21 protein-coding genes are annotated in these 18,245 nt (G+C 67.7%); 10 read left to right on the plus strand and 11 right to left on the minus strand.

Annotated elements, in window-relative coordinates:
- Positions 1-9: 9 nt before the first annotated feature.
- The 5 genes from SH203_RS13845 to hemE all read right to left on the minus strand — a co-directional run bounded on the left by SH203_RS13845 (position 10) and on the right by hemE (position 4,533).
- On the minus strand, positions 10-234 hold the full coding sequence (locus SH203_RS13845; RefSeq protein WP_087121545.1) for a DUF6489 family protein: 225 nt from the start codon (positions 232-234) through the stop codon (positions 10-12).
- Positions 235-286: 52 nt separating this feature from the next.
- Complete coding sequence (gene rho / locus SH203_RS13850; RefSeq protein WP_087121546.1) at positions 287-1,720, minus strand: transcription termination factor Rho; 1,434 nt, start codon at positions 1,718-1,720, stop codon at positions 287-289.
- A gap of 205 nt (positions 1,721-1,925) precedes the next feature.
- Positions 1,926-2,393, minus strand: coding sequence for a CopD family protein (locus tag SH203_RS13855; protein ID WP_087121547.1), 468 nt, complete (start codon positions 2,391-2,393; stop codon positions 1,926-1,928).
- Complete coding sequence (gene hemH / locus SH203_RS13860) at positions 2,390-3,466, minus strand: ferrochelatase (protein WP_087121548.1); 1,077 nt, start codon at positions 3,464-3,466, stop codon at positions 2,390-2,392. Before hemH ends, SH203_RS13855 begins: the two co-directional genes overlap by 4 nt.
- The gene (gene hemE / locus SH203_RS13865; protein WP_087121549.1) at positions 3,463-4,533 is read right to left on the minus strand and encodes a uroporphyrinogen decarboxylase; all 1,071 of its coding nucleotides are present in this window, start codon (positions 4,531-4,533) and stop codon (positions 3,463-3,465) included. The genes hemH and hemE overlap by 4 nt, the downstream gene beginning before the upstream one ends.
- A 447-nt stretch (positions 4,534-4,980) precedes the next feature.
- On the opposite strand from hemE, the gene SH203_RS13870 reads away from it, so the two are divergent.
- The 5 genes from SH203_RS13870 to dnaQ are packed head-to-tail and all read left to right on the plus strand — an operon-like array spanning position 4,981 to position 8,625.
- Positions 4,981-5,865, plus strand: coding sequence for a pyruvate, water dikinase regulatory protein (locus tag SH203_RS13870; protein ID WP_087121550.1), 885 nt, complete (start codon positions 4,981-4,983; stop codon positions 5,863-5,865).
- 44 nt (positions 5,866-5,909) lie between these two features.
- Entirely contained in the window at positions 5,910-6,455 is a 546-nt protein-coding gene (locus tag SH203_RS13875; protein WP_234989521.1) for a nucleoside triphosphate pyrophosphatase, read from the plus strand.
- Positions 6,452-7,258 (plus strand): shikimate dehydrogenase, encoded by an 807-nt coding sequence (locus SH203_RS13880; RefSeq protein ID WP_087121551.1) that lies wholly within the window; start codon positions 6,452-6,454, stop codon positions 7,256-7,258. Before SH203_RS13875 ends, SH203_RS13880 begins: the two co-directional genes overlap by 4 nt.
- Entirely contained in the window at positions 7,255-7,896 is a 642-nt protein-coding gene (gene coaE, locus SH203_RS13885) for a dephospho-CoA kinase (protein ID WP_087121552.1), read from the plus strand. Before SH203_RS13880 ends, coaE begins: the two co-directional genes overlap by 4 nt.
- A 6-nt stretch (positions 7,897-7,902) precedes the next feature.
- Complete coding sequence (gene dnaQ, locus SH203_RS13890; protein WP_087121553.1) at positions 7,903-8,625, plus strand: DNA polymerase III subunit epsilon; 723 nt, start codon at positions 7,903-7,905, stop codon at positions 8,623-8,625.
- Positions 8,626-8,709: 84 nt separating this feature from the next.
- On the opposite strand, the gene dapB is transcribed toward dnaQ, so the two are convergent.
- From dapB to dnaK, 3 genes are all read right to left on the minus strand, one after another.
- Complete coding sequence (gene dapB, locus SH203_RS13895; protein WP_087121554.1) at positions 8,710-9,459, minus strand: 4-hydroxy-tetrahydrodipicolinate reductase; 750 nt, start codon at positions 9,457-9,459, stop codon at positions 8,710-8,712.
- Complete coding sequence (dnaJ, locus tag SH203_RS13900) at positions 9,456-10,661, minus strand: molecular chaperone DnaJ (protein WP_087121555.1); 1,206 nt, start codon at positions 10,659-10,661, stop codon at positions 9,456-9,458. The genes dapB and dnaJ overlap by 4 nt, the downstream gene beginning before the upstream one ends.
- Before the next feature lie 174 nt (positions 10,662-10,835).
- On the minus strand, positions 10,836-12,743 hold the full coding sequence (gene dnaK, locus SH203_RS13905) for a molecular chaperone DnaK (RefSeq protein ID WP_087121556.1): 1,908 nt from the start codon (positions 12,741-12,743) through the stop codon (positions 10,836-10,838).
- Between the two features lie 292 nt (positions 12,744-13,035).
- Here dnaK and SH203_RS13910 point away from each other — a divergent pair, with 292 nt between their 5' ends.
- Together SH203_RS13910 and SH203_RS13915 are read left to right on the plus strand one after the other, a co-directional pair.
- On the plus strand, positions 13,036-13,419 hold the full coding sequence (locus SH203_RS13910) for a hypothetical protein (RefSeq protein WP_087121557.1): 384 nt from the start codon (positions 13,036-13,038) through the stop codon (positions 13,417-13,419).
- A complete protein-coding gene (locus SH203_RS13915; RefSeq protein WP_087121558.1) occupies positions 13,382-14,032 on the plus strand; it encodes an alpha-ketoglutarate-dependent dioxygenase AlkB in 651 nt (216 codons plus the stop codon). Before SH203_RS13910 ends, SH203_RS13915 begins: the two co-directional genes overlap by 38 nt.
- Here SH203_RS13915 and SH203_RS13920 read toward each other — a convergent pair.
- Together SH203_RS13920 and SH203_RS13925 are read right to left on the minus strand one after the other, a co-directional pair.
- On the minus strand, positions 14,019-14,828 hold the full coding sequence (locus SH203_RS13920; protein WP_200808960.1) for a siderophore-interacting protein: 810 nt from the start codon (positions 14,826-14,828) through the stop codon (positions 14,019-14,021). The genes SH203_RS13915 and SH203_RS13920 overlap by 14 nt on opposite strands.
- Entirely contained in the window at positions 14,825-15,466 is a 642-nt protein-coding gene (locus SH203_RS13925) for a PadR family transcriptional regulator (protein WP_087121559.1), read from the minus strand. The genes SH203_RS13920 and SH203_RS13925 overlap by 4 nt, the downstream gene beginning before the upstream one ends.
- A 107-nt stretch (positions 15,467-15,573) precedes the next feature.
- On the opposite strand from SH203_RS13925, the gene SH203_RS13930 reads away from it, so the two are divergent.
- The 3 genes from SH203_RS13930 to SH203_RS13940 are packed head-to-tail and all read left to right on the plus strand — an operon-like array spanning position 15,574 to position 17,776.
- Entirely contained in the window at positions 15,574-16,323 is a 750-nt protein-coding gene (locus SH203_RS13930) for a dienelactone hydrolase family protein (protein WP_087121560.1), read from the plus strand.
- A 57-nt stretch (positions 16,324-16,380) separates the two neighbouring features.
- Positions 16,381-16,860 (plus strand): Rrf2 family transcriptional regulator, encoded by a 480-nt coding sequence (locus SH203_RS13935; protein ID WP_087121561.1) that lies wholly within the window; start codon positions 16,381-16,383, stop codon positions 16,858-16,860.
- 4 nt (positions 16,861-16,864) lie between these two features.
- Positions 16,865-17,776, plus strand: coding sequence for an NAD(P)/FAD-dependent oxidoreductase (locus tag SH203_RS13940; RefSeq protein ID WP_087121562.1), 912 nt, complete (start codon positions 16,865-16,867; stop codon positions 17,774-17,776).
- Here the strand turns inward: SH203_RS13940 and SH203_RS13945 are convergent.
- Positions 17,773-18,237, minus strand: a complete 465-nt coding sequence (locus SH203_RS13945) for an OsmC family protein (protein WP_087121563.1) — start codon at positions 18,235-18,237, stop codon at positions 17,773-17,775. The two genes, SH203_RS13940 and SH203_RS13945, sit on opposite strands and share 4 nt — an antisense overlap.
- Between the last annotated feature and the right edge of the window lie 8 nt (positions 18,238-18,245).

Raw genomic sequence — 18,245 nt, forward strand, 5'->3', positions numbered from 1 at the left:
ACGCGCGTTTCATTTCACGGCCGCTTCCATCAGCCGGCGGAACTGATCCTGCGCCTGGAGGCCGAAGCTGGTCCAGGTCTTCATCAGTTCCTCGGGCTGCATGGCGGCGACATTGTCCTGCATCCGCTTCTGCATCTCGGCGACCATGGCGTCGTTCAGAGGCGTGACGTCAGGCAGACCCAGAAACGCCCGCGCCTCGGCGGGTGTGCAATCGACCTCGACATTGATCTTCATCGGCCTCAGCTCCGTTTCACGTGAAACAGAACGCCCGACGGCGAGCGCCGTCTCAGGTGTTCATCGACTGGAAGAAGTCGGAATTGTTCTTCGACTGGCGCAGTTTGTCGAGCAGGAATTCGATCGCGTCCTGCGGCCCCATGGGGTTCAGGATGCGACGCAGCACATAGGTCTTGGCCAGCTGATCCTTGGGCGTGATCAGGTCTTCCTTGCGGGTGCCGGACTTCAGCACGTCGATGGCGGGGAAGATTCGCTTGTCGGCGACCTTGCGGTCCAGCACGATTTCCGAGTTGCCGGTGCCCTTGAACTCTTCGAAGATCACCTCGTCCATGCGGCTGCCGGTGTCGATCAGGGCCGTGGCGATGATGGTCAGCGAACCGCCCTGCTCCACATTGCGCGCGGCGCCGAAGAAGCGTTTGGGCCGCTGCAGGGCGTTGGCGTCGACGCCGCCGGTCAGCACCTTGCCCGACGACGGGACGGTGGCGTTATAGGCCCGGCCCAGACGGGTGATGGAGTCCAGCAGGATCACCACGTCCTTCTTGTGCTCGACCAGACGCTTGGCCTTTTCGATCACCATTTCGGCGACCGCGACGTGGCGGGTGGCGGGCTCGTCGAAGGTGGAGGCCACGACCTCGCCCTTCACTGTGCGCTGCATGTCCGTCACTTCTTCCGGGCGTTCGTCGATCAGAAGGACGATCAGGAAGACCTCGGGGTGGTTCTTCTCGATCGACTTGGCGATGTTCTGCAGCATCACCGTCTTGCCGACGCGCGGCGGCGCCACGATCAGGCAGCGCTGGCCTTTGCCCAGGGGCGCGACGATGTCGATGACGCGCCCCGAGCGGTCCTTCAGGGTCGGGTCCTGGATTTCCATGTGCAGCCGCTCCTCGGGATAGAGGGGCGTCAGGTTGTCGAACAGGACCTTGGTCTTGACCAGTTCCGGGTCTTCCAGATTGATCGTGTCGACCTTCAGCAGGGCGAAGTAGCGCTCACCCTCGCGCGGGCCGCGCACGGCGCCATGGACGGTGTCGCCCGAGCGCAAGCCGAAGCGGCGGATCTGCGAGGGCGAGACATAGATATCGTCCGGCCCCGGAAGATAGTTGGCGTCGGGGCTGCGCAGGAAGCCGAACCCGTCTGGCAGGATTTCCAGCACGCCGTCGGCGATGATCTCGACCTCTTCGTCCGACAGCGCCTTTAGGATGGCGAACAGCAGATCCTGTTTGCGCAGATTGGAGGCGTTCTCGACTTCCAGCTGTTCGGCGAAGGCGACCAGGTCGGCCGGTGTCTTCTCGTTCAGTTCCGCCAGGGTGATGCGGCCGTTGGCGACGACGGGTTCGCCGTCGTCCTCTTCCTCGGCCGTGGTGTCGACGCCGGAGTCGGCGCCCGCCGCCTCGCCCGCTTCATGTGCGGCGCCGTGATGGGTCGGGGTTTGGGCCTCAACGCCTTCGTTTTCGGGAGTATCAGGATTTGTGTCGCGGACGTCGGTCATGATGCAGGCTCGCGGGCGCACGCAGACGAACGCTGCGGCGTCGGGTCTCTGGGAATGTCTGGCCTTTCGGCCGGAGGAGGGCGCGACGGAGTCCCGCTGGTCGAACCGGCAGGCGTCGCGAGGAAGAGAGGGACCGCCGACGCCAGGGTCGAACGGTTCGCCGCCAGCGGAACCACAGCCGGCGGCCCAGGTCAAGCGAAGCCGCCTAGCCGAACCGCCATTCGGTCGTCACCGACAGCACCATGACGATGGCCAGGACGAACGGAACCTCATTGGTCATGCGCCAGAACTTGCCGGAATATTTCGACGTGCCGGCGGCGATCTTCTTTCTCTGCACGGCCAGGAAGCCGTGCCAGCCGCTGAGCAGGAAAACGCCGACCAGTTTCGTCACCATCCACGGCTCGGCCAGAAAGGCCGCGCCGCGCGCCGAGACGTCGATATGGATCAGCCACAGGCCAAACCCCCAGGCCAGGATCATCGCCGGATTGATGATGATACGCAGAAGCCGCGTCTGCCACAGCCGCAACAACCCCTGCATTTCGCTGCGCAGCGGTTCCGGCTTGGCGTTCTGCTCCACGTCGTAGGCGTAGAGGCGCGGCAGAAACAGCATCCCGGCCATCCAGGCGATGACCGCCAGAATGTGCAGGCCGCGCGCCAGATCATACAGGTTCATGCCGCGTGTCTCCCGTTACGATGCGGACAGGCCTTCCAGTCCGCCTTGCAGCCTTGGCCGTGCGGCGCGACGCCGGTTCGGTTCAAGGCCCCCAAGGCCGCATCGGCCAGGGTGTCGATGAACAGAGGCTCGATCCCGACGGCCGGGGCGCGCAGATAGGGCTGGACACCCTTCTGATGGGCCAGTTCGGCGTATTCGATGTCCAGCTCGACCAGGGTTTCGATATGTTCGGAGACGAAGGCGATAGGGGTGACGACCACCCCGACCCCGTCGTCGGCCGCGCTCTGGATCGCCTCGGGCGTCGACGGCCCCAGCCATTTCATCGGTCCGACCCGGCTCTGATAGCAGAGGGCGTGGTCGATGGGGCCGCGCCGGGCCTCGATCTCGGCGACCACGGCGGCGACGGTTGTTTCGACCTGCTCCTGATAGGGGTCGCCCTTGCCGTTGATCAGCTTTTCAGGAATGCCGTGGGCGGAGAACAGCACCCGCACCGACGCCTCGCCCGCCTCGTCCAGCTTCCGTTCGATGGCCTGGGCCTGGGCGGCGATCCAGCCGGCGGCCCTAGGATAACAGCAGACGGCCCGGCTGACGCCCGATCCGGCATAGGTCGCGGTCCAGAGCTGCAGCGACGACTGGGTCGTGGTCGTCGAATACTGCGGATAGAGGGGCAGCAGCACCACCTCGTCCGGGCCGAACACGGCGACGTCGGCGGCCGTTTCCTCGGTCAAAGGGTTCCAGTAGCGCATGGCGATGAAGACCCGAACCTCGTCGCCCGGCATCCGGTCGGCTATCACGGCCTGAAGCGCCTGGGCCTGGGCCTGGGTTTCGGGCAACAGCGGCGATCCCCCGCCCATCAGCCGATAGTTGGCCTGGGCGGCGGTCTCCCGGCGGCTGGAGATCAGCCGGGCCAACGGCGTTCTCACCAGGCCGGGCAGGCCGATGATGGCCGGGTCGTTGAACAGGTTGAACAGAAAGGGCTTGACCGAGGCCTGATCGTCCGGCCCGCCCAGATTGAACAGGACGACGGCGATCCGGCGTCCCTTCAGACCCGCCCCCTCCCGCGCGTCGGTCATTGGGCGCCGATCCGTTTCAGCACCCGTTCGACATGGTCGATCGGCACATCCGGCAGGATGCCGTGACCCAGGTTGAAGATCCACGGCCCCTGCCCCCAGGCCTCCATCAGCTGATCCACGCGGCGGTCCAGCAGATCGCCGCCCGCACGCAGCAGAAGAGGATCGAGCGCGCCCTGGATCGGCTTGATCGCCTGCACCCGTTTGCCGACCTCCAGAGGACAGGCGGTGTCCAGCGCCACGGCGTCGACCTCGACCTCTTCCGCATACCGCTCCGCCAGCGCCGCAGAGCCGCGTGGGAAGCCGATCAGGGGCACGTCGACCCCCAGCTCCCGCGTGCGCCGGACCAGCGCCTGGTGAGGCTTCAGAACCAGCCGTTCGAACAGGTCGTCGGGAAGCCCCTCGGCCCAGCTCTCGAAGATCTTCAGCACCTGGGCGCCCGCGTCGGCCTGCATCTTCAGATACCGGGCCGTGGCCTCGACCAGAACCTCCAGCGTCTCGTCCACCCGTTTCGGATCGGCATAGGCATAGGTGCGGGCCTGGGCGCGCTCGCCCTTGCCGATGGTGCGGTGTTCGCCGTCCAGCATATAGGTGGCGACCGTCCAGGGGGCGCCCGCGAAGCCGATCAGGGCGCGTTCCGGCTCCAGCGCCGCGCGCACGATCGACAGGGTCTGGCCCACGGCCGATAGATGCTCGCCCGCGCCGGGCGCCAGTTCCGCCATCCGGCCGGGGATCGGCATTTCGCCCAGGCGCGGCCCCTCCCCCGTCTCGAACCAGACGTCCTGACCCAGGGCGCGCGGGATCAACAGGATGTCGGCGAAGACGATGGCGGCGTCGAAGCCGAACCGGCGCATCGGCTGAAGTGTCGCCTCCGCCGCCATCTCGGGGTTCAGGCAGAAGGCGATGAAGTCCGACGCCTCGGCCCTCAGCCGACGGTATTCCGGCAGATACCGCCCGGCCTGACGCATGAACCAGACGGGCGGACGCTCCAGCGTCTCCCCGCGAAGAGCCCGGATCATCCGGGGCGTATCCGGGCGGATCTGATCGTCGGTTCGGTTCGGATCGGTCATGCGGGACGATTAAGGTCACAGCCCCCCGCTCTCAATCCCTAATCAAAATAAGAATTAAAAGATTCGAAGTGGCAGGTAGGGCGGTGGAATGACGGGGATGACTCGCGCCGTGGCGGCGGAACAAAAGCGGATATCCCCGGCCCGACTATCGTTAACGGGGATCGTCGTCGGGCCTTTCCCGGCGGTGGACAATCCCTAACGAAACCTTAACGGCAAAGGCTTTGCGGGGCTTTGCGCCTGTGAATGCGGTTAAGCGACGTTAACCTTCCATTAGGATTTTCCACAGCGAAGGCGAAACGGGTTTTCCGCCTTGGGATGAACCGGCCGCCTTCGGATGATGCGATCCACCTTCATCCCCGCTCGCGGCGCGAACGCGGAGCGGCTAAGACAGACGGCGCCCCGGCGATCCCCCGCCGTCCCCGAACTTTCAACAGGGAGACCGACCGTATGAGCCCTGCCCGACCGCCCGGCGTCCGGCCGTCCAATCCCGGTCGTCTGGCCACCTATTTCCACGTCCATCTGGTGTCGGATTCCACCGGCGAGACGCTGAACGCCATGGCCAAGGCGGTCACGGCCCGTTTCGACGGCGTCATCCCCATCGAACACATCTACGCCCTGGTCCGTTCGGACAAACAGATGGAGCGGGTGCTGCAGGAGGTCGCCTCGGCCCCCGGCGTGGTTCTCCACACCCTGGTCGATCGCGATCTGCGCGAACAGCTGGAAGAGGGGTGTCGTCGGCTGGACATGCCCCAGATCGGCGCGCTCGATCCGCTGGTGGGGGCCATGTCGCGCTATCTCGGCGCGGCCCTGTCCACCCGGGTCGGCGCCCAGCACGCCCTAGACCACGACTATTTCAACAGGATCGCGGCGCTGGACTTCGCCATGGCGTATGACGACGGCCAGGGCTCGTTGGAGCAGCTGGAGGGGGCCGACGTGGTGCTGTGCGGCGTCAGCCGGACGTCCAAGACCCCGACCTGCATCTATCTGGCCCACCGGGGCATCCGCGCCGCCAACGTCCCCCTGGTGCCGGGACAGGAGGACGGCGAGCGGCTGACGCAGCTGAAGAACCCGCTGGTCATCGGCCTGACCGTCTCGCCGGATCGCCTGGTCCAGATCCGGCGCAACCGGATCGACAATCTGAACGCCAATCCGTCCTCCGCCTATACCGATCAGGAGGCGGTGCGCGACGAGACGATCAAGGCGCGGCGGGCCTTCGAACGGCGCGGCTGGCCCACCATCGACGTCAGCCGACGTTCGGTCGAGGAAACGGCGGCCGCCATCACCAATCTGCTCAGCGAGCATCGCAACCACAAGATCGGAACCACCTGGTGAGCGACGCCCTGATTTTGGCCTCCAAGAGCGCGGCGCGTCGGGCCATGCTGGAAAACGCCGGGGTTGCCTTCGACGTGCGGGTCGCCGGCGTGGACGAGGACGCGATCAAGGCCGCCTCCGGCGATCTGGACCCCGCCGCCCTGGCGGTACGTCTGGCTGAGGCCAAGGCCCTGGCCGTGTCGCGCGACGACGAAGACGCCTGGGTTCTGGGGTCGGACCAGACCCTGGCCTTCGACGGCGGCTTGGTGTCCAAGGCCCGGTCGCTGGACGAGGCACGCGAGCGGCTGAAGGCCATGCGCGGCCGCTCGCACCAGCTTCATTCCGGCGCCGCCCTGGCGAACAAGGGCCAGATCGTCTGGTCCGGCGTCGATACGGTCGAGATGCGGATGCGCGACTTTTCCGACGCCTTCCTGGATGCCTATCTGGCGGCCGAGGGCGAGGCCCTGTTGGCTTGCGTCGGTTCCTATCGGCTGGAGGGACTGGGCGCCCAGTTGTTCGCGGCGGTGGACGGCGACTATTTCACCGTTCTGGGCCTGCCGTTGTGGCCGGTTCTGGCGGAGCTGCGCCGGGCCGGGGTGCTGGACCGATGACCGTCCAGGCCGGGGTCGCCGGCTGGCCCATCGCCCATTCGCTCAGCCCCCTGATCCACACGACCTGGATCGCGGCGGCGGGTCTGGACGCCGCCTATGTCGCCCATGGGCCGGAGACGCCCGATCAGTTCGCGGCCCTGCTGGATCAGGGGCGTTCGGGCCGGCTGCGTGGGCTGAACGTCACCGCCCCCTATAAGGAACAGGCCTTCGCCGCTGCGGATCGCGTGTCCGACGCCGCCCGTCTGGCGGGGTCGGCCAATCTCTTGGTGTTCGAGGACGGGCGCGTCGCGGCCGACAGCACCGACGGTCATGGGCTGATGAACGCTCTTGCGGAACAGGCGCCGGCGCTTCGTGTCGAGGGCCAGCCGGTGGTGATCGTGGGCGCGGGCGGGGCGGCGCGCGCGGCGGCGGGCGCCCTGGCGGCGGCCGGGGCCGGAGTCCGCATCCTCAATCGCTCGCGCGACCGGGCCGAACGGCTGGCCGCCGATATCGGCGCGGGCGTGACGGTAGTCGAGGCGCAGGGCGCCTTTATTGACGCCGTCCTGGTGGTCAATGCGCTCAGCGTCCGGCCCGATCTCGACGTCGCGCGGCTGGAGGCGGACACGGTGGTCATGGACATGACCTATCGCCCGCTGGAGACGCCGCTGCTGGCCGCCGCACGGGCGCGAGGCTTGGTCGGGGTCGATGGTCTGGCCATGCTGATCGGTCAGGCGCGGCCGTCGTTCGAGGCGATCTTCGGCTGTGCGGTTCCCGAGACCGACGTGCGCCGGCGGGTGCTGAACCATCTGGGAGAGGCGGGGTGATCCTGATCGGTCTGACGGGCTCCATCGGCATGGGCAAGTCGACGACCACGGCCATGTTCGCCGACCGGGGCGCCGTGGTCTGGAACGCCGACGAAACGGTGCATCGGCTTTACGCCCCCGGCGGCGCGGCGGTCGATCTGGTCGGCGCCGCCTTCCCCGGCGTGGTGGCGGACGGCGCGGTGGACCGGGTGCGTTTAGCCGAGGCGCTGGGGCGCGACGAGACCGCCTTTCGCCGGCTGGAGGCCATCGTCCATCCGCTGGTCGCGGCGGGCCGCGTCGAGGATCTGGAGGCGGCGCGGGCGGCGGGCGTGCGTCTGGCCGTTCTGGATATTCCCCTGCTGTTCGAAACCGGCGGCGACGCCGGGGTGGATGCGGTGGTGGTGGTCTCGGCCGATCCCGCCATTCAGGCCGAGCGGGTGCTGGCCCGTCCCGGCATGACGCGCGAACGGTTCGAGGCCATTCTGGCGCGCCAGCTGCCCGATGCGGAAAAGCGCGCGCGCGCCGACTTCGTCATCGACACCGGCCGGGGTCTGGACGCCGCCCGAGCCCAGGTCGGCGCCGTGGTCGACACGGTGCTGAACCCGGCGTGGATATCTCCGCGTCGCGCTCTTTCGCCGGACGCCGAACGCCGCCATTAAGGGCGTATGGCGCGCGAGATCGTTCTGGACACCGAAACCACCGGCTTCGACCCCAAGACGGGCGACCGGCTGATCGAGGTCGGCTGTATAGAGATTCAGGACCTGCTGCCGACGGGCCGCACCTTCCACCGCTTCGTCAATCCCGAGCGGCTGATCCCGCCCGACGCCATCCGCGTCCATGGCATCACCGACGAAAAGGTGAAGGATGCGCCCAAGTTCGCCGAGATCGCCGACGACCTGATCGAATTCATCGGCGACGCGCCGATGATCGCCCACAATGCGGCCTTCGACCGGAACTTCATCGATTTCGAATACAATCGCTGCGGCCGGCCGATCACGGGCGAGGCGCGCTGGATCGACACGCTGAAACTGGCCCAGAGCCGGTTTCCGGGCATGCCCAATTCGCTGGACGCCCTGTGCAAACGCTTCAAGGTGTCGCTGGTCGAGCGCACCCTGCACGGCGCCCTGATCGACGCCCGCCTGCTGGCCGAGGTGTATCTGGAGCTGCGTGGCGGCAAGGAACGGGTGCTGGACCTGTCGTCGGGTCCGGTCGGCCGGGGCCAGGGCGGGACGGTCCAGATCGCCGCCTACGGTCCTCGCCCTCGCCCCCTCGCCCCGCGCTCCACGCCCGAGGAACAGGCCGTCCACCTCGCCTTCCTGGCCAAGATGCTGAAGGACCGCACGCTGTGGGACGCCTACGGCCTGCCCGCCCAGAACGACGCGGCCTAGATAGTTCGGTATCGCTCAGTCAAAATGCGCTCAAGTCGTGAGCGACCGAGTCGCGAACGTATCGCCCCAGCATAAATCTTGGGTTCAGGCCTGCCTGAACCCAAGCACATCCTGCATGTCGTAGAGGCCGGGCCGACGGGTGCGGACCCAGGCGGCGGCGGCGACGGCGCCGCGCGCGAACAGCGAACGGTCGATGGCCGAATGGCTGAGGGTCAGGACCTCGTCCTCAGAGGCGAACAAAACGGTGTGTTCGCCCACGATGCCGCCGGCGCGGATCGAGGAGAAGCCGATCTTGCCCGTCTCCCGCTCGCCCTGCACCCCGTCGTAGGGGGCGGTGCGCAGATCGGCCAGATCGGTGAACCGCCCCTCGGCCGCCGCCTCGCCCAGCATCAGGGCGGTGCCGGACGGGGAATCCACCTTGCGGCGATGGTGGGCCTCGGTGATCTCGATGTCCCAGTCGCGGGCGTCCAGACGCTGGGCCGCATGTTGGACCAGGCCGATCAGGATGTTCACGCCCAGGGAGAAGTTGCCGCTCTTGACGATGGCGACCATCTCGGAAGCCTTCAGCAGGGCGGCCTCCTGCTCGGGCGTGAAGCCGGTCGAGCCGATGACCAGGGCCGGGCCGTTTTCCACCGCCGCCTTTTCGGCCAGGGAGACCGAGGCGTCCGGCGTCGAGAAGTCGATGATCACGTCGCACAGCGACAGGTCGGCGGTCTCCCCCCAGTCGAACCGGGCGGCGACCACCACGTCCTCGCGCGCATCCAGCACCTGGGACACCGCGCGGCCCATCCGGCCGCGATAGCCGGAGATGCCGGCGTGGAAGATTGCGCTCAAGCCGCGTTTTCTTTCGACCCGTCCGCGTCCTGATTGCCCAGGATGTCGGCCCAGAAACGCTTCGCCTTTCCGGCGAAGCTGGAATTGCGGGGGTTTTGCCCTTCCCCGAACGACAGGGCAAGCTCTTCCAACAACTCACGCTGGCGCGCGGTCAGATCGGTGGGCGTCTCGACGAACAGTTCGACCACCAGATCGCCGCGGTTGCGGCCGTTCAGATGGGGCATCCCCTTGCCCTTGATCCGCACGGTCTTGCCGGTCTGGGCGCCGGCGGGCACGGCGACGGAGGCCTTGCACTTGCCGTCGCAGGCCGAGGACACCAGGCAGGGGGCGTCGATCTCTCCGCCCAGGGCCGCCACCGTCATCGGCACCGGCACCGTGACCAACAGGTCCAGATTGTCGCGTTCGAACAGGTCGTGCGGCGTCACCGAGATGAAGACATACAGGTCGCCGCGCGGGCCGCCGCGCTGTCCCGCATCGCCCTCGCCCGACAGGCGGATGCGCGATCCGTCGTCCACGCCGGCGGGGATCTTCAGGTTCAGGGTGCGCGTCTTGCGCACCTGGCCGTGACCGTGGCAGGTGGTGCAGGGATCGGCGATCATCTGGCCCTGGCCGTGGCAGCGGGGGCAGGTGCGTTCGACCTGGAAGAATCCGTTCGCCTGGCGCACCCGGCCCGCGCCGTTGCAGGTGGTGCAGGTGACGGGCTTGGTTCCCGGCTTGGCCCCCGACCCCTCGCAGGTGTCGCAGGTCAGGGTGGCGGGGATGTCCAGCGCGACCTCCTCGCCCTTGTAGGCCTGCTCCAGCGTGATCTCCAGGTCGTAGCGCAGGTCCGATCCGCGACGCGGCCCGCCCTGCTGGCCCCGGCCCTGACGCCCGCCGAAGGCGTCGCCGAACGCATCGCCGAAGACTTGGGAGAAGATGTCGTTGATGTCGGAGAAGCCCTGCTGGCCCTGGCCGAACGGGTTTCCGCCGCCGCCGCCGCCATTGACGCCCGCATGGCCAAAGCGATCATAGGCCGCGCGCTTGTTGTCGTCCGACAGGACCGAATAGGCCTCGGAGATCTCCTTGAACTGGGCCACCGAATCCTCGGAACCACCGTTGCGGTCGGGGTGGTGGATCATGGCCAGCTTGCGGTAGGCGGCCTTCAGGCCGGGCGCGTCGATCGTGCGTTCGACGCCCAGAATCTCGTAATAGTCACGCGCCATCGGGCGTTCGTCCTCATACTTCCCCTGCCGGCTCCTTTTCGCCTCTGCGGGCGACGGCGGAACTCCGGTGTCCCGGCTGACATGGGGGCCGGGACGAATGATGCAAGTTTCATGAAAAGACCCCGCCTATCGCAAGACAAGCGGGGCCTTATCATTTCAGCGACCTGTGGCGGATCAGGCGCTCTTCTTGTCGTCGCCGTCCGTGTCCGAGACTTCCTCGAACTCGGCGTCGACCACGCCGTCGTCGGCCGGCTGGCCCTCGGCGGCGGCGTCGCCCTGCTGCTGGGCGTACATCGCTTCACCCAGCTTCATCGAGGCCTGGACCAGGGTGTTGGTCTTGGCGCGGATGTCTTCCGGGTCCGTTCCGTCGCGGGCTGCCTTCAGATCGGCCAGGCCGGTCTCGATGGCCGTCTTCTCGTCCGCGCCGACCTTGTCGCCGTGTTCGGCCAAGGCCTTTTCGGTCGAGTGGATCAGGCTGTCGGCGGCGTTCTGCGCCTCGACCAGGTCCTTCTTGGCCTTGTCGGTGGCGGCGTTGGCCTCGGCTTCCTTGACCATCTTGTCGATGTCGGCGTCCGACAGGCCGCCGTTCGCCTGGATGCGGATCGACTGCTCCTTGTTGGTCGCCTTGTCCTTGGCCGAGACGTTGACGATGCCGTTGGCGTCGATGTCGAAGGCGACCTCGATCTGGGGCATGCCGCGCGGCGCGGGGGGAATGCCCATCAGGTCGAACTGACCCAGCATCTTGTTGTCGGCCGCCATCGGACGCTCGCCCTGGAAGACCCGGATCGTCACGGCCGACTGGTTGTCGTCGGCGGTCGAGAAGGTCTGGCTCTTCTTGGTCGGGATGGTCGTGTTGCGTTCGATCAGGGGCGTGAAGACGCCGCCCAGGGTTTCGATGCCCAGGGTCAGGGGCGTCACGTCCAGCAGCAGCACGTCCTTGACGTCGCCTTGCAGAACGCCGGCCTGGACGGCGGCGCCCAGGGCCACGACCTCATCGGGGTTCACGCCCTTGTGCGGTTCCTTGCCGAAGAAAGCCTTCACGGCTTCCACGACCTTGGGCATGCGGGTCATGCCGCCGACCAGGACGACTTCGTCGATGTCCGAAGCCTTCAGGCCGGCGTCGGCCAGGGCCTTCTTGCACGGCTCGATCGTGCGCTGGACCAGATCCTCGACCAGGCTTTCCAGCTTGGCGCGCGTCAGCTTGATGTTCAGGTGCAGCGGACCCGAGGCGTTCATGGTGATGAACGGCAGATTGACCTCGTACTGGGTCGTGGTCGACAGCTCCTTCTTGGCCTTTTCGGCCTCTTCCTTCAGGCGCTGCAGGGCCAGCTTGTCCTGACGCAGATCGACCGACTGCTCCTTCTTGAACTCGTCGGCCAGATAGTCGACCAGACGCAGGTCGAAGTCCTCGCCGCCCAGGAAGGTGTCGCCGTTGGTGGACTTCACCTCGAACACGCCGTCGCCGATCTCCAGGATCGAGACGTCGAAGGTGCCGCCGCCCAGGTCATAGACGGCGATCTTCTGACCGTCGTTCTTCTCCAGCCCGTAGGCCAGGGCCGCCGCGGTCGGCTCGTTGATGATGCGCAGCACTTCCAGGCCGGCGATCTTGCCGGCGTCCTTGGTGGCCTGGCGCTGGCTGTCGTTGAAATAGGCCGGCACTGTGATGACCGCCTGCGTGACCTTGTCGCCCAGATAGGCCTCGGCCGATTCCTTCATCTTCTGCAGGATGAAGGCCGAGATCTGCTGGGGGGAATAGTCCTTGCCGAAGGCGCGCACCCAGGCGTCCCCGTTCGGGCCCTTGACGATCTCATAGGGCACCATGCCCTTGTCCTTGGCGACCACCGGATCATCGAAGCTGCGGCCGATCAGGCGCTTGATCGCGAAGAAGGTGTTGGACGGGTTGGTCACGGCCTGGCGCTTGGCGGGTTGGCCCACCAGCACTTCGGCGCCGTCCTGGATCGCCACGACCGACGGGGTCGTGCGGTTGCCTTCGGCGTTCTCGATGACCTTGGGGATCTTGCCGTCCATGGCGGCCACGCAGGAGTTGGTGGTGCCGAGGTCGATGCCGATAATCTTGGCCATTGGCGTTCTTTGTCTCTCTCGTTCAGCGGGCGATGCGGCGGCCTTCGACGAAGCGCCGCGCGTGACCGCCCCCGGTTGGGTTGGCGTTGCAGAAGCCGGATAGCCCCAGTTTTCGCGGGGTTTCTCCGAAGCTGGCCCCGATATGGGAAAATCCACCGGCCCCGCAAGGGCGATGTGCGATTCCTTAGATTCGAAGAACGCTGAAATTTCGGGATGGCAGGGTGTTGTTCGTAGGGCATAAGGTCGGGACGGCGAGGTTCAGAGAGGCGTCGTCGAGGGAAGGGAAAACGTCATGACCAAGCTGATGCTGAAAACCGCTGTCGCCCTGGCCGTTCTGGCGGGCGCCGGAACCGCCGTCGCCGCGCCGCCGTCTGCGCCCGCGACCCAGCCTGCGGCGACGCAATCGCGCGACGGCCATGATCGCCACGTCACCATCAAGAACCGGACGGGCTGGACCATGCTGCGCTTCTACGCCTCGGATTCACGCACCGACGACTGGGAAGAGGACATCCTGGGCGAAGACGTGCTGGAGGACGGTCAGAACGTCCGCATCAATATCGATGACGGTTCGGGCGCCTGCGTCTATGACTTCAAGGCCGAATTCACCAACGGCCAGGAGCTGACGCGGTCACGCATCAATGTCTGTGAGATCAGCGACTACACCTACACCCGCTGAGGTCGACACCGCCGTCGAAGGCTTTCGGCTGTGGCCTGGCGCACTCGATGCGGCGGGTCAGGCGGCGCTGGTCGCCGAGGTGTTCGCGCGGCTGCGGGACGCGCCCCCCTATCGGCCTGTCACGCCGGGCGGGCGGCCGTTCTCGGTCGAAATGAGCAATTTCGGGCCGCTGGGCTGGGTGTCGGACCGGGCGGGCTATCGCTATCAGGCGACGCATCCCGGGACGGGCCATTCCTGGCCTGCGATCCCGGACGCGCTGCTGGATCTGTGGCGCGACACGGTGGACTGGCCCGAACCGCCCGACGCCTGTCTGGTCAATCTGTATCGCGACGGGGCCAGGATGGGCCTGCATCAGGATCGTGACGAAGCCGATCTCGGCGCGCCGGTCCTGTCGGTGTCGCTGGGCGACGCGGCCGTTTTCCGCATCGGCCCGGCCGAGGGCGGTCGCACGACCAGTCTCAGGCTGAACAGCGGCGACGTCTGCGCCCTGACGGGGCCGGCCCGCCTGGCGCGGCACGGGGTCGATCGCGTGCTGGCGGGCTCGTCGCGCCTGATCCCCGGCGGCGGGCGCCTGAACCTGACGCTGCGACGCGCTGGCCTCAATCCAGATTGATCTTTTCGCCGCCGGGTCCGCCCAGCCGCCAATAGCCGGCCGCCTTCATCGCCTTGGGCGAGAAACCGAGCGCCAGGATGCGGGCGCGCAGGGCCTTGGCCACGTCCGCCTCGGCGGCGATCCAGACATAGGCGTCGGCTGTATCGACCCCGGCCAGGGCCGTTTCGACCGCTGACAGCAGGGTATCGGCCCGGCCGCGCGGGGCGCCGTCGCGCGTCGCCCAGGTCACGGCGACCTCGGCCCGGCTGTCCAGGTCCAGACGCGACGCCGCATCGGCGACCTCGATCACCGCATGGGCGCGCACGCCCGCAGGCAACTCCTCCAGCCGGCGGGTGATGGCCGGGATCGCCGTCTCGTCGCCGATCAGCACATGGTCCGCGAAGTCGGTGGGCACGACGAAGGAGCCGCGCGGCCCGCCGATGCCCAGGAGCGAGCCGACCCGCGCCGCCATGGCCCATTCGGTCGCGGGTCCGCCGTGGCCGGTGGCGAAGTCCAGCGTCAGCCGGTTCGTCGCCGGGTCATGGGCGCGGGGCGTATAGTCGCGGGCGACCGGACGCGGTTCGGGAAAGATCGGCCCGTCCGGCCCCGCCACGGGCAGGATCGGCGTCTGCCCCTCGGCGGCGGGAAAGATCTTCACATGATCGTCGAACCCCAGGGAGACGAAGCCCGCCAGATCCGGTCCCTCCAGCACGATGCGCCGCAGATCGGGCGTCAGCTCCTGGATGGAGACGACGCTCAGGGTGCGGAATTTCAGATCGTGCCGCACCCGGCGCGTGAGGCGCGGGGCGTCGCTCATGCCTTTTCCACCTTGTCGGCGGCCTCGGCCAGGATGGCGGCGATGGCCTGGACCTGGGCCTCGGTCAGGGCGGTCTCACCCGTCAGCCGGGCGTGGATGGCGTGGCGCAGACGGCCGATGGCGTCGTGGATGACGGCGGGTCGCATGGCGCGGGCGGCGAACTTGTCCATCGTCGCCTCGGCCGCCTTCAGCACCTCTTCGTTTTCGGCCAGCATGGCGCGGCCGGCGCCGGTGATGGCGTACAGCTTCTTGCCGCCCTGGGCCTCGGACTCTAGCGCGCCCATTTCTTCCAGCAGGGTCAGGCTGGGATAGATGACGCCGGGGCTGGGCGAATAGGCGCCGCCCAGTTTGGTTTCGACCGCCTTGATCAGTTCGTAGCCGTGGCTGGGCTTTTCGGCGATCAGCGACAGCAGCACCCAGCGCAGCGTGCCGTGGTCGAACAGACGCCCGCCGCCGCGCCGGCCATGGCCGTGACCGCGTCCGCGCGCCTCGCGCCCTTCCCAGCCCGGGCCGAAGTCGGCGCGGTGCGGACCGCGCATCCCCCGCCCGAAGCCGTGACCGAAGGCGAAGCCGCCATGACGGCCGTGTTCGCCGCCGCAGTTATCGCGGCGTCCTCTGAAGATCCCCATGGATCGCATGATCGATTCCTTTTCGATATATCTAATAACTAGGGTTTAGATATATCTGAATATCGAAATGCGCAAGGGGGCTGGTTTTCGCCTTCAAGCTGCGGCGTAAAGCGGGGATGGACGATCTGAAGCGCCGCTGGGCCCGCCTCGAACCGCATGTGATTGTCGTGGGGCCGGACGACGACGCGCCGCGCCCGGCGGTCCTGCTGTTCCACGGCTGCGGCGGCCTGCGCGATCACCTGCCGCGCTATGCCGAGGTCGCCCGGGCGGCGGGCTGGCGCGCCTTCATCATCGATTCCTATGGACCGCGCGGCTGGGGGCGGGCCTTCACCCTGACGGCGGTCTGCACCGGCCTGTCGTTCCGGGGCTACGACCGCGCCGGCGACGTTCTGGCCGCCATCCAGGGCGTGTCGGCCCGGCCCGATGTCGATGCGAGCCGACTGGCCCTGGGCGGCTGGAGCCATGGCGGCTGGTCGATCATGGAGATGATGAGCGCCGCGCCCGCCCCGGGCGCCATGGGGGTGTCGAACCCCGGCGACGCCGACCTGTCGGGCGTGCGCGCCGTCTGGCTGATGTATCCCTATGTCGGGCCATTCGCCTTCAACCGGATGAAGCCGTGGCGGCATTGTCCGAAGGTTCTGGCCGTGACCTGCAAGCGGGATCACCTGACCACGGTGCGCAACGCCGAGCGGGTCAATGCGATGATCGGCGACTGCGGCGCCCAGGTCGAAAGCTGGATCGCCGCCGGGACCCACGCCTTCGACGAGCCCACCAACAACGGGCCGATGCGTCATGACCCGGAACTGACCCAAGAAGCCCTGCGTCGTTTCCGCGCCTTCCTGATCGACGCCGTCCCGACCGTCTGAAAAGAATCCTCGCCCGCCGCCTTGACGCGCGACCTATCACGTAACAATTGAAGTTGCATGAAAAGGGATTCCCGCCTCTCCAACATTCTCCACGCCCTGCTGCACATGGCGGAGCATCAGACCCGAACGGGCGCGCCCATGACCTCCGATCAGTTGGCCGTCTGTCTGTCGACCAATCCGGTGGTGGTGCGCCGGACCATGGCCGGCCTGCGTGAACAGGGGCTGGTCGTTTCCGAAAAAGGCCACGGCGGCGGCTGGCGACTGGCGCGGCCGCTGGATCGGGTCAGCCTGGGCCAGGTCAATGCGGCTTTGGGCGAACCCGGCCTGATCCCCGAGGCCCCGCCGGTCGAGGCCGAGGGCTGTCTGGTCGAGGCGGCGGTCAACGACGCCCTGGGCGAAACCTACGCCGCCGCCCGCGCCCTGCTGGTCGCCCGGCTGAATGAAATCACCCTGGCCGATCTGGCGGCGGACTTCTCGCGCCGCCTGGCCGAACACCCGAACAGAGACCTGCTCCATGTCCGCAGTCCAAAGTCCTGACCTCATGCCTCACGACGCCCTGATCATCGGCGGCTCCTACGCCGGCCTGTCCGCCGCCCTGCAGCTGGTCCGGGCGCGCCGACGGGTGCTGGTCATAGACGACGGCCGGCCGCGCAATCGTTTCGCCGCCCGCGCCCATGGCGTCCTGGCCAACGACGGCAGGCCCGGCGCCGAGATAGCCGCCGCCGCCCACGCCCAGGTCGCGGCCTATCCCACCGCCGCCTTCCGCAGGACCGAGGCCGTGGCCGTCGAACGGATCGACGGCGGCTTCCAGGTCGCCTTCGCCGACGGAACCCGGACCACCGGGCGGCGGCTGTTGCTGTCGCATGGAGTGGAGGACGTGCCGGCCGATATTCCGGGGGTCAAGGAACGCTGGGGCCGCACCGCCCTGCATTGTCCGTGGTGCCACGGTTATGAGATCGGAGGCGGTCCCGTCGGCGTGCTGGGCTGGGGCGATCATGCCGCGGCCTATGCCTCGACCGTCGCCGAATGGGGTCAGGCGACGCTGTTCCTGGGCCCGGACACGGTCCTGTCGCCCGAGGACGTCCGCCTGCTGCATCGACGTGGAGTGACTATCGAGACCACGCCCATCGCCCGGCTGGAGGGCGAGGCCCAGACCCTGACCGGCGTGCGTCTGGCCGACGGCCGGTTCGTGGTGCTGAAGGCCCTGTTCGTCGGCGCCAATGTGCGTATCGCCAGCCCCTTCGCGGAACATCTGGGATGCGAGATGACCGACACCCCCGTAGGGCGCGTGATCAAGGTGGACGCCCAGCAGCAGACGACCCAGCCCGGCGTCTTCGCCGCCGGCGACCTGGCCCGGGCCGCCTCAAACATCACCCTGGCGACTTCGGACGGCATGACCGCCGCCCACGCCCTATTCCGCTCGCTGATCGAGGAGGAGACGGCCGCCGCCTAACCGATCGTCGCCTCGACCGTGATGGCGGCCCGCACCGAATAGGCCATCTCGCAATGGTCGTGGGCCTGGTGGTGCAGGGCGTCGATCTCGGCCTGGTCCGGTTCGCGGCCGCTGAAGCTGGTGAAGGGGCGCAGCGTCACCTCGGCCAGATAGCGGCGGCCGTTCTCATCCTTGCCCATCCTGCCGGACGCCTCGTCGGCATAGGTGTCGACGACCAGACCCGCATTGGCGGCGAAGGCCAGGAACCACAGCATATGACAGCTGGACAGAGAGGCGATCATCGCCTCCTCCGGGTCGACGGCCGAGGCGTCGGACATCGGCAGGGGCACGCTGGATGGCGCCGACGATCCCGGCACCACGGCCCCGCCGTCGAAGGCCCAGGTGTGGGCGCGGCTGTAACGCTTGTCCAGGAAGGGCTGATCGCCGCGTTCCCAGACGATCCTGGCCTCATAGACGCCCATGTCGCGCT

This window comes from Brevundimonas sp. SH203 (assembly GCF_002157625.1).
Classification (GTDB): domain Bacteria; phylum Pseudomonadota; class Alphaproteobacteria; order Caulobacterales; family Caulobacteraceae; genus Brevundimonas.

What these genes read in the sequence shown, in the direction of transcription:
- SH203_RS13845 (WP_087121545.1), bottom strand. Translation starts at nt 234, where the DNA reads ATGAAGATCAATGTCGAGGTCGATTGCACACCCGCCGAGGCGCGGGCG.
- rho (WP_087121546.1), bottom strand. Translation starts at nt 1,720, where the DNA reads ATGACCGACGTCCGCGACACAAATCCTGATACTCCCGAAAACGAAGGC.
- SH203_RS13855 (WP_087121547.1), bottom strand. Translation starts at nt 2,393, where the DNA reads ATGAACCTGTATGATCTGGCGCGCGGCCTGCACATTCTGGCGGTCATC.
- hemH (WP_087121548.1), bottom strand. Translation starts at nt 3,466, where the DNA reads ATGACCGACGCGCGGGAGGGGGCGGGTCTGAAGGGACGCCGGATCGCC.
- hemE (WP_087121549.1), bottom strand. Translation starts at nt 4,533, where the DNA reads ATGACCGATCCGAACCGAACCGACGATCAGATCCGCCCGGATACGCCC.
- SH203_RS13870 (WP_087121550.1), top strand. Translation starts at nt 4,981, where the DNA reads ATGAGCCCTGCCCGACCGCCCGGCGTCCGGCCGTCCAATCCCGGTCGT.
- SH203_RS13875 (WP_234989521.1), top strand. Translation starts at nt 5,910, where the DNA reads ATGCTGGAAAACGCCGGGGTTGCCTTCGACGTGCGGGTCGCCGGCGTG.
- SH203_RS13880 (WP_087121551.1), top strand. Translation starts at nt 6,452, where the DNA reads ATGACCGTCCAGGCCGGGGTCGCCGGCTGGCCCATCGCCCATTCGCTC.
- dnaQ (WP_087121553.1), top strand. Translation starts at nt 7,903, where the DNA reads ATGGCGCGCGAGATCGTTCTGGACACCGAAACCACCGGCTTCGACCCC.
- dnaJ (WP_087121555.1), bottom strand. Translation starts at nt 10,661, where the DNA reads ATGGCGCGTGACTATTACGAGATTCTGGGCGTCGAACGCACGATCGAC.
- dnaK (WP_087121556.1), bottom strand. Translation starts at nt 12,743, where the DNA reads ATGGCCAAGATTATCGGCATCGACCTCGGCACCACCAACTCCTGCGTG.
- SH203_RS13910 (WP_087121557.1), top strand. Translation starts at nt 13,036, where the DNA reads ATGACCAAGCTGATGCTGAAAACCGCTGTCGCCCTGGCCGTTCTGGCG.
- SH203_RS13915 (WP_087121558.1), top strand. Translation starts at nt 13,382, where the DNA reads ATGTCTGTGAGATCAGCGACTACACCTACACCCGCTGAGGTCGACACC.
- SH203_RS13920 (WP_200808960.1), bottom strand. Translation starts at nt 14,828, where the DNA reads ATGAGCGACGCCCCGCGCCTCACGCGCCGGGTGCGGCACGATCTGAAA.
- SH203_RS13925 (WP_087121559.1), bottom strand. Translation starts at nt 15,466, where the DNA reads ATGCGATCCATGGGGATCTTCAGAGGACGCCGCGATAACTGCGGCGGC.
- SH203_RS13930 (WP_087121560.1), top strand. Translation starts at nt 15,574, where the DNA reads ATGGACGATCTGAAGCGCCGCTGGGCCCGCCTCGAACCGCATGTGATT.
- SH203_RS13935 (WP_087121561.1), top strand. Translation starts at nt 16,381, where the DNA reads ATGAAAAGGGATTCCCGCCTCTCCAACATTCTCCACGCCCTGCTGCAC.
- SH203_RS13940 (WP_087121562.1), top strand. Translation starts at nt 16,865, where the DNA reads ATGCCTCACGACGCCCTGATCATCGGCGGCTCCTACGCCGGCCTGTCC.
- SH203_RS13945 (WP_087121563.1), bottom strand. Translation starts at nt 18,237, where the DNA reads ATGGGCGTCTATGAGGCCAGGATCGTCTGGGAACGCGGCGATCAGCCC.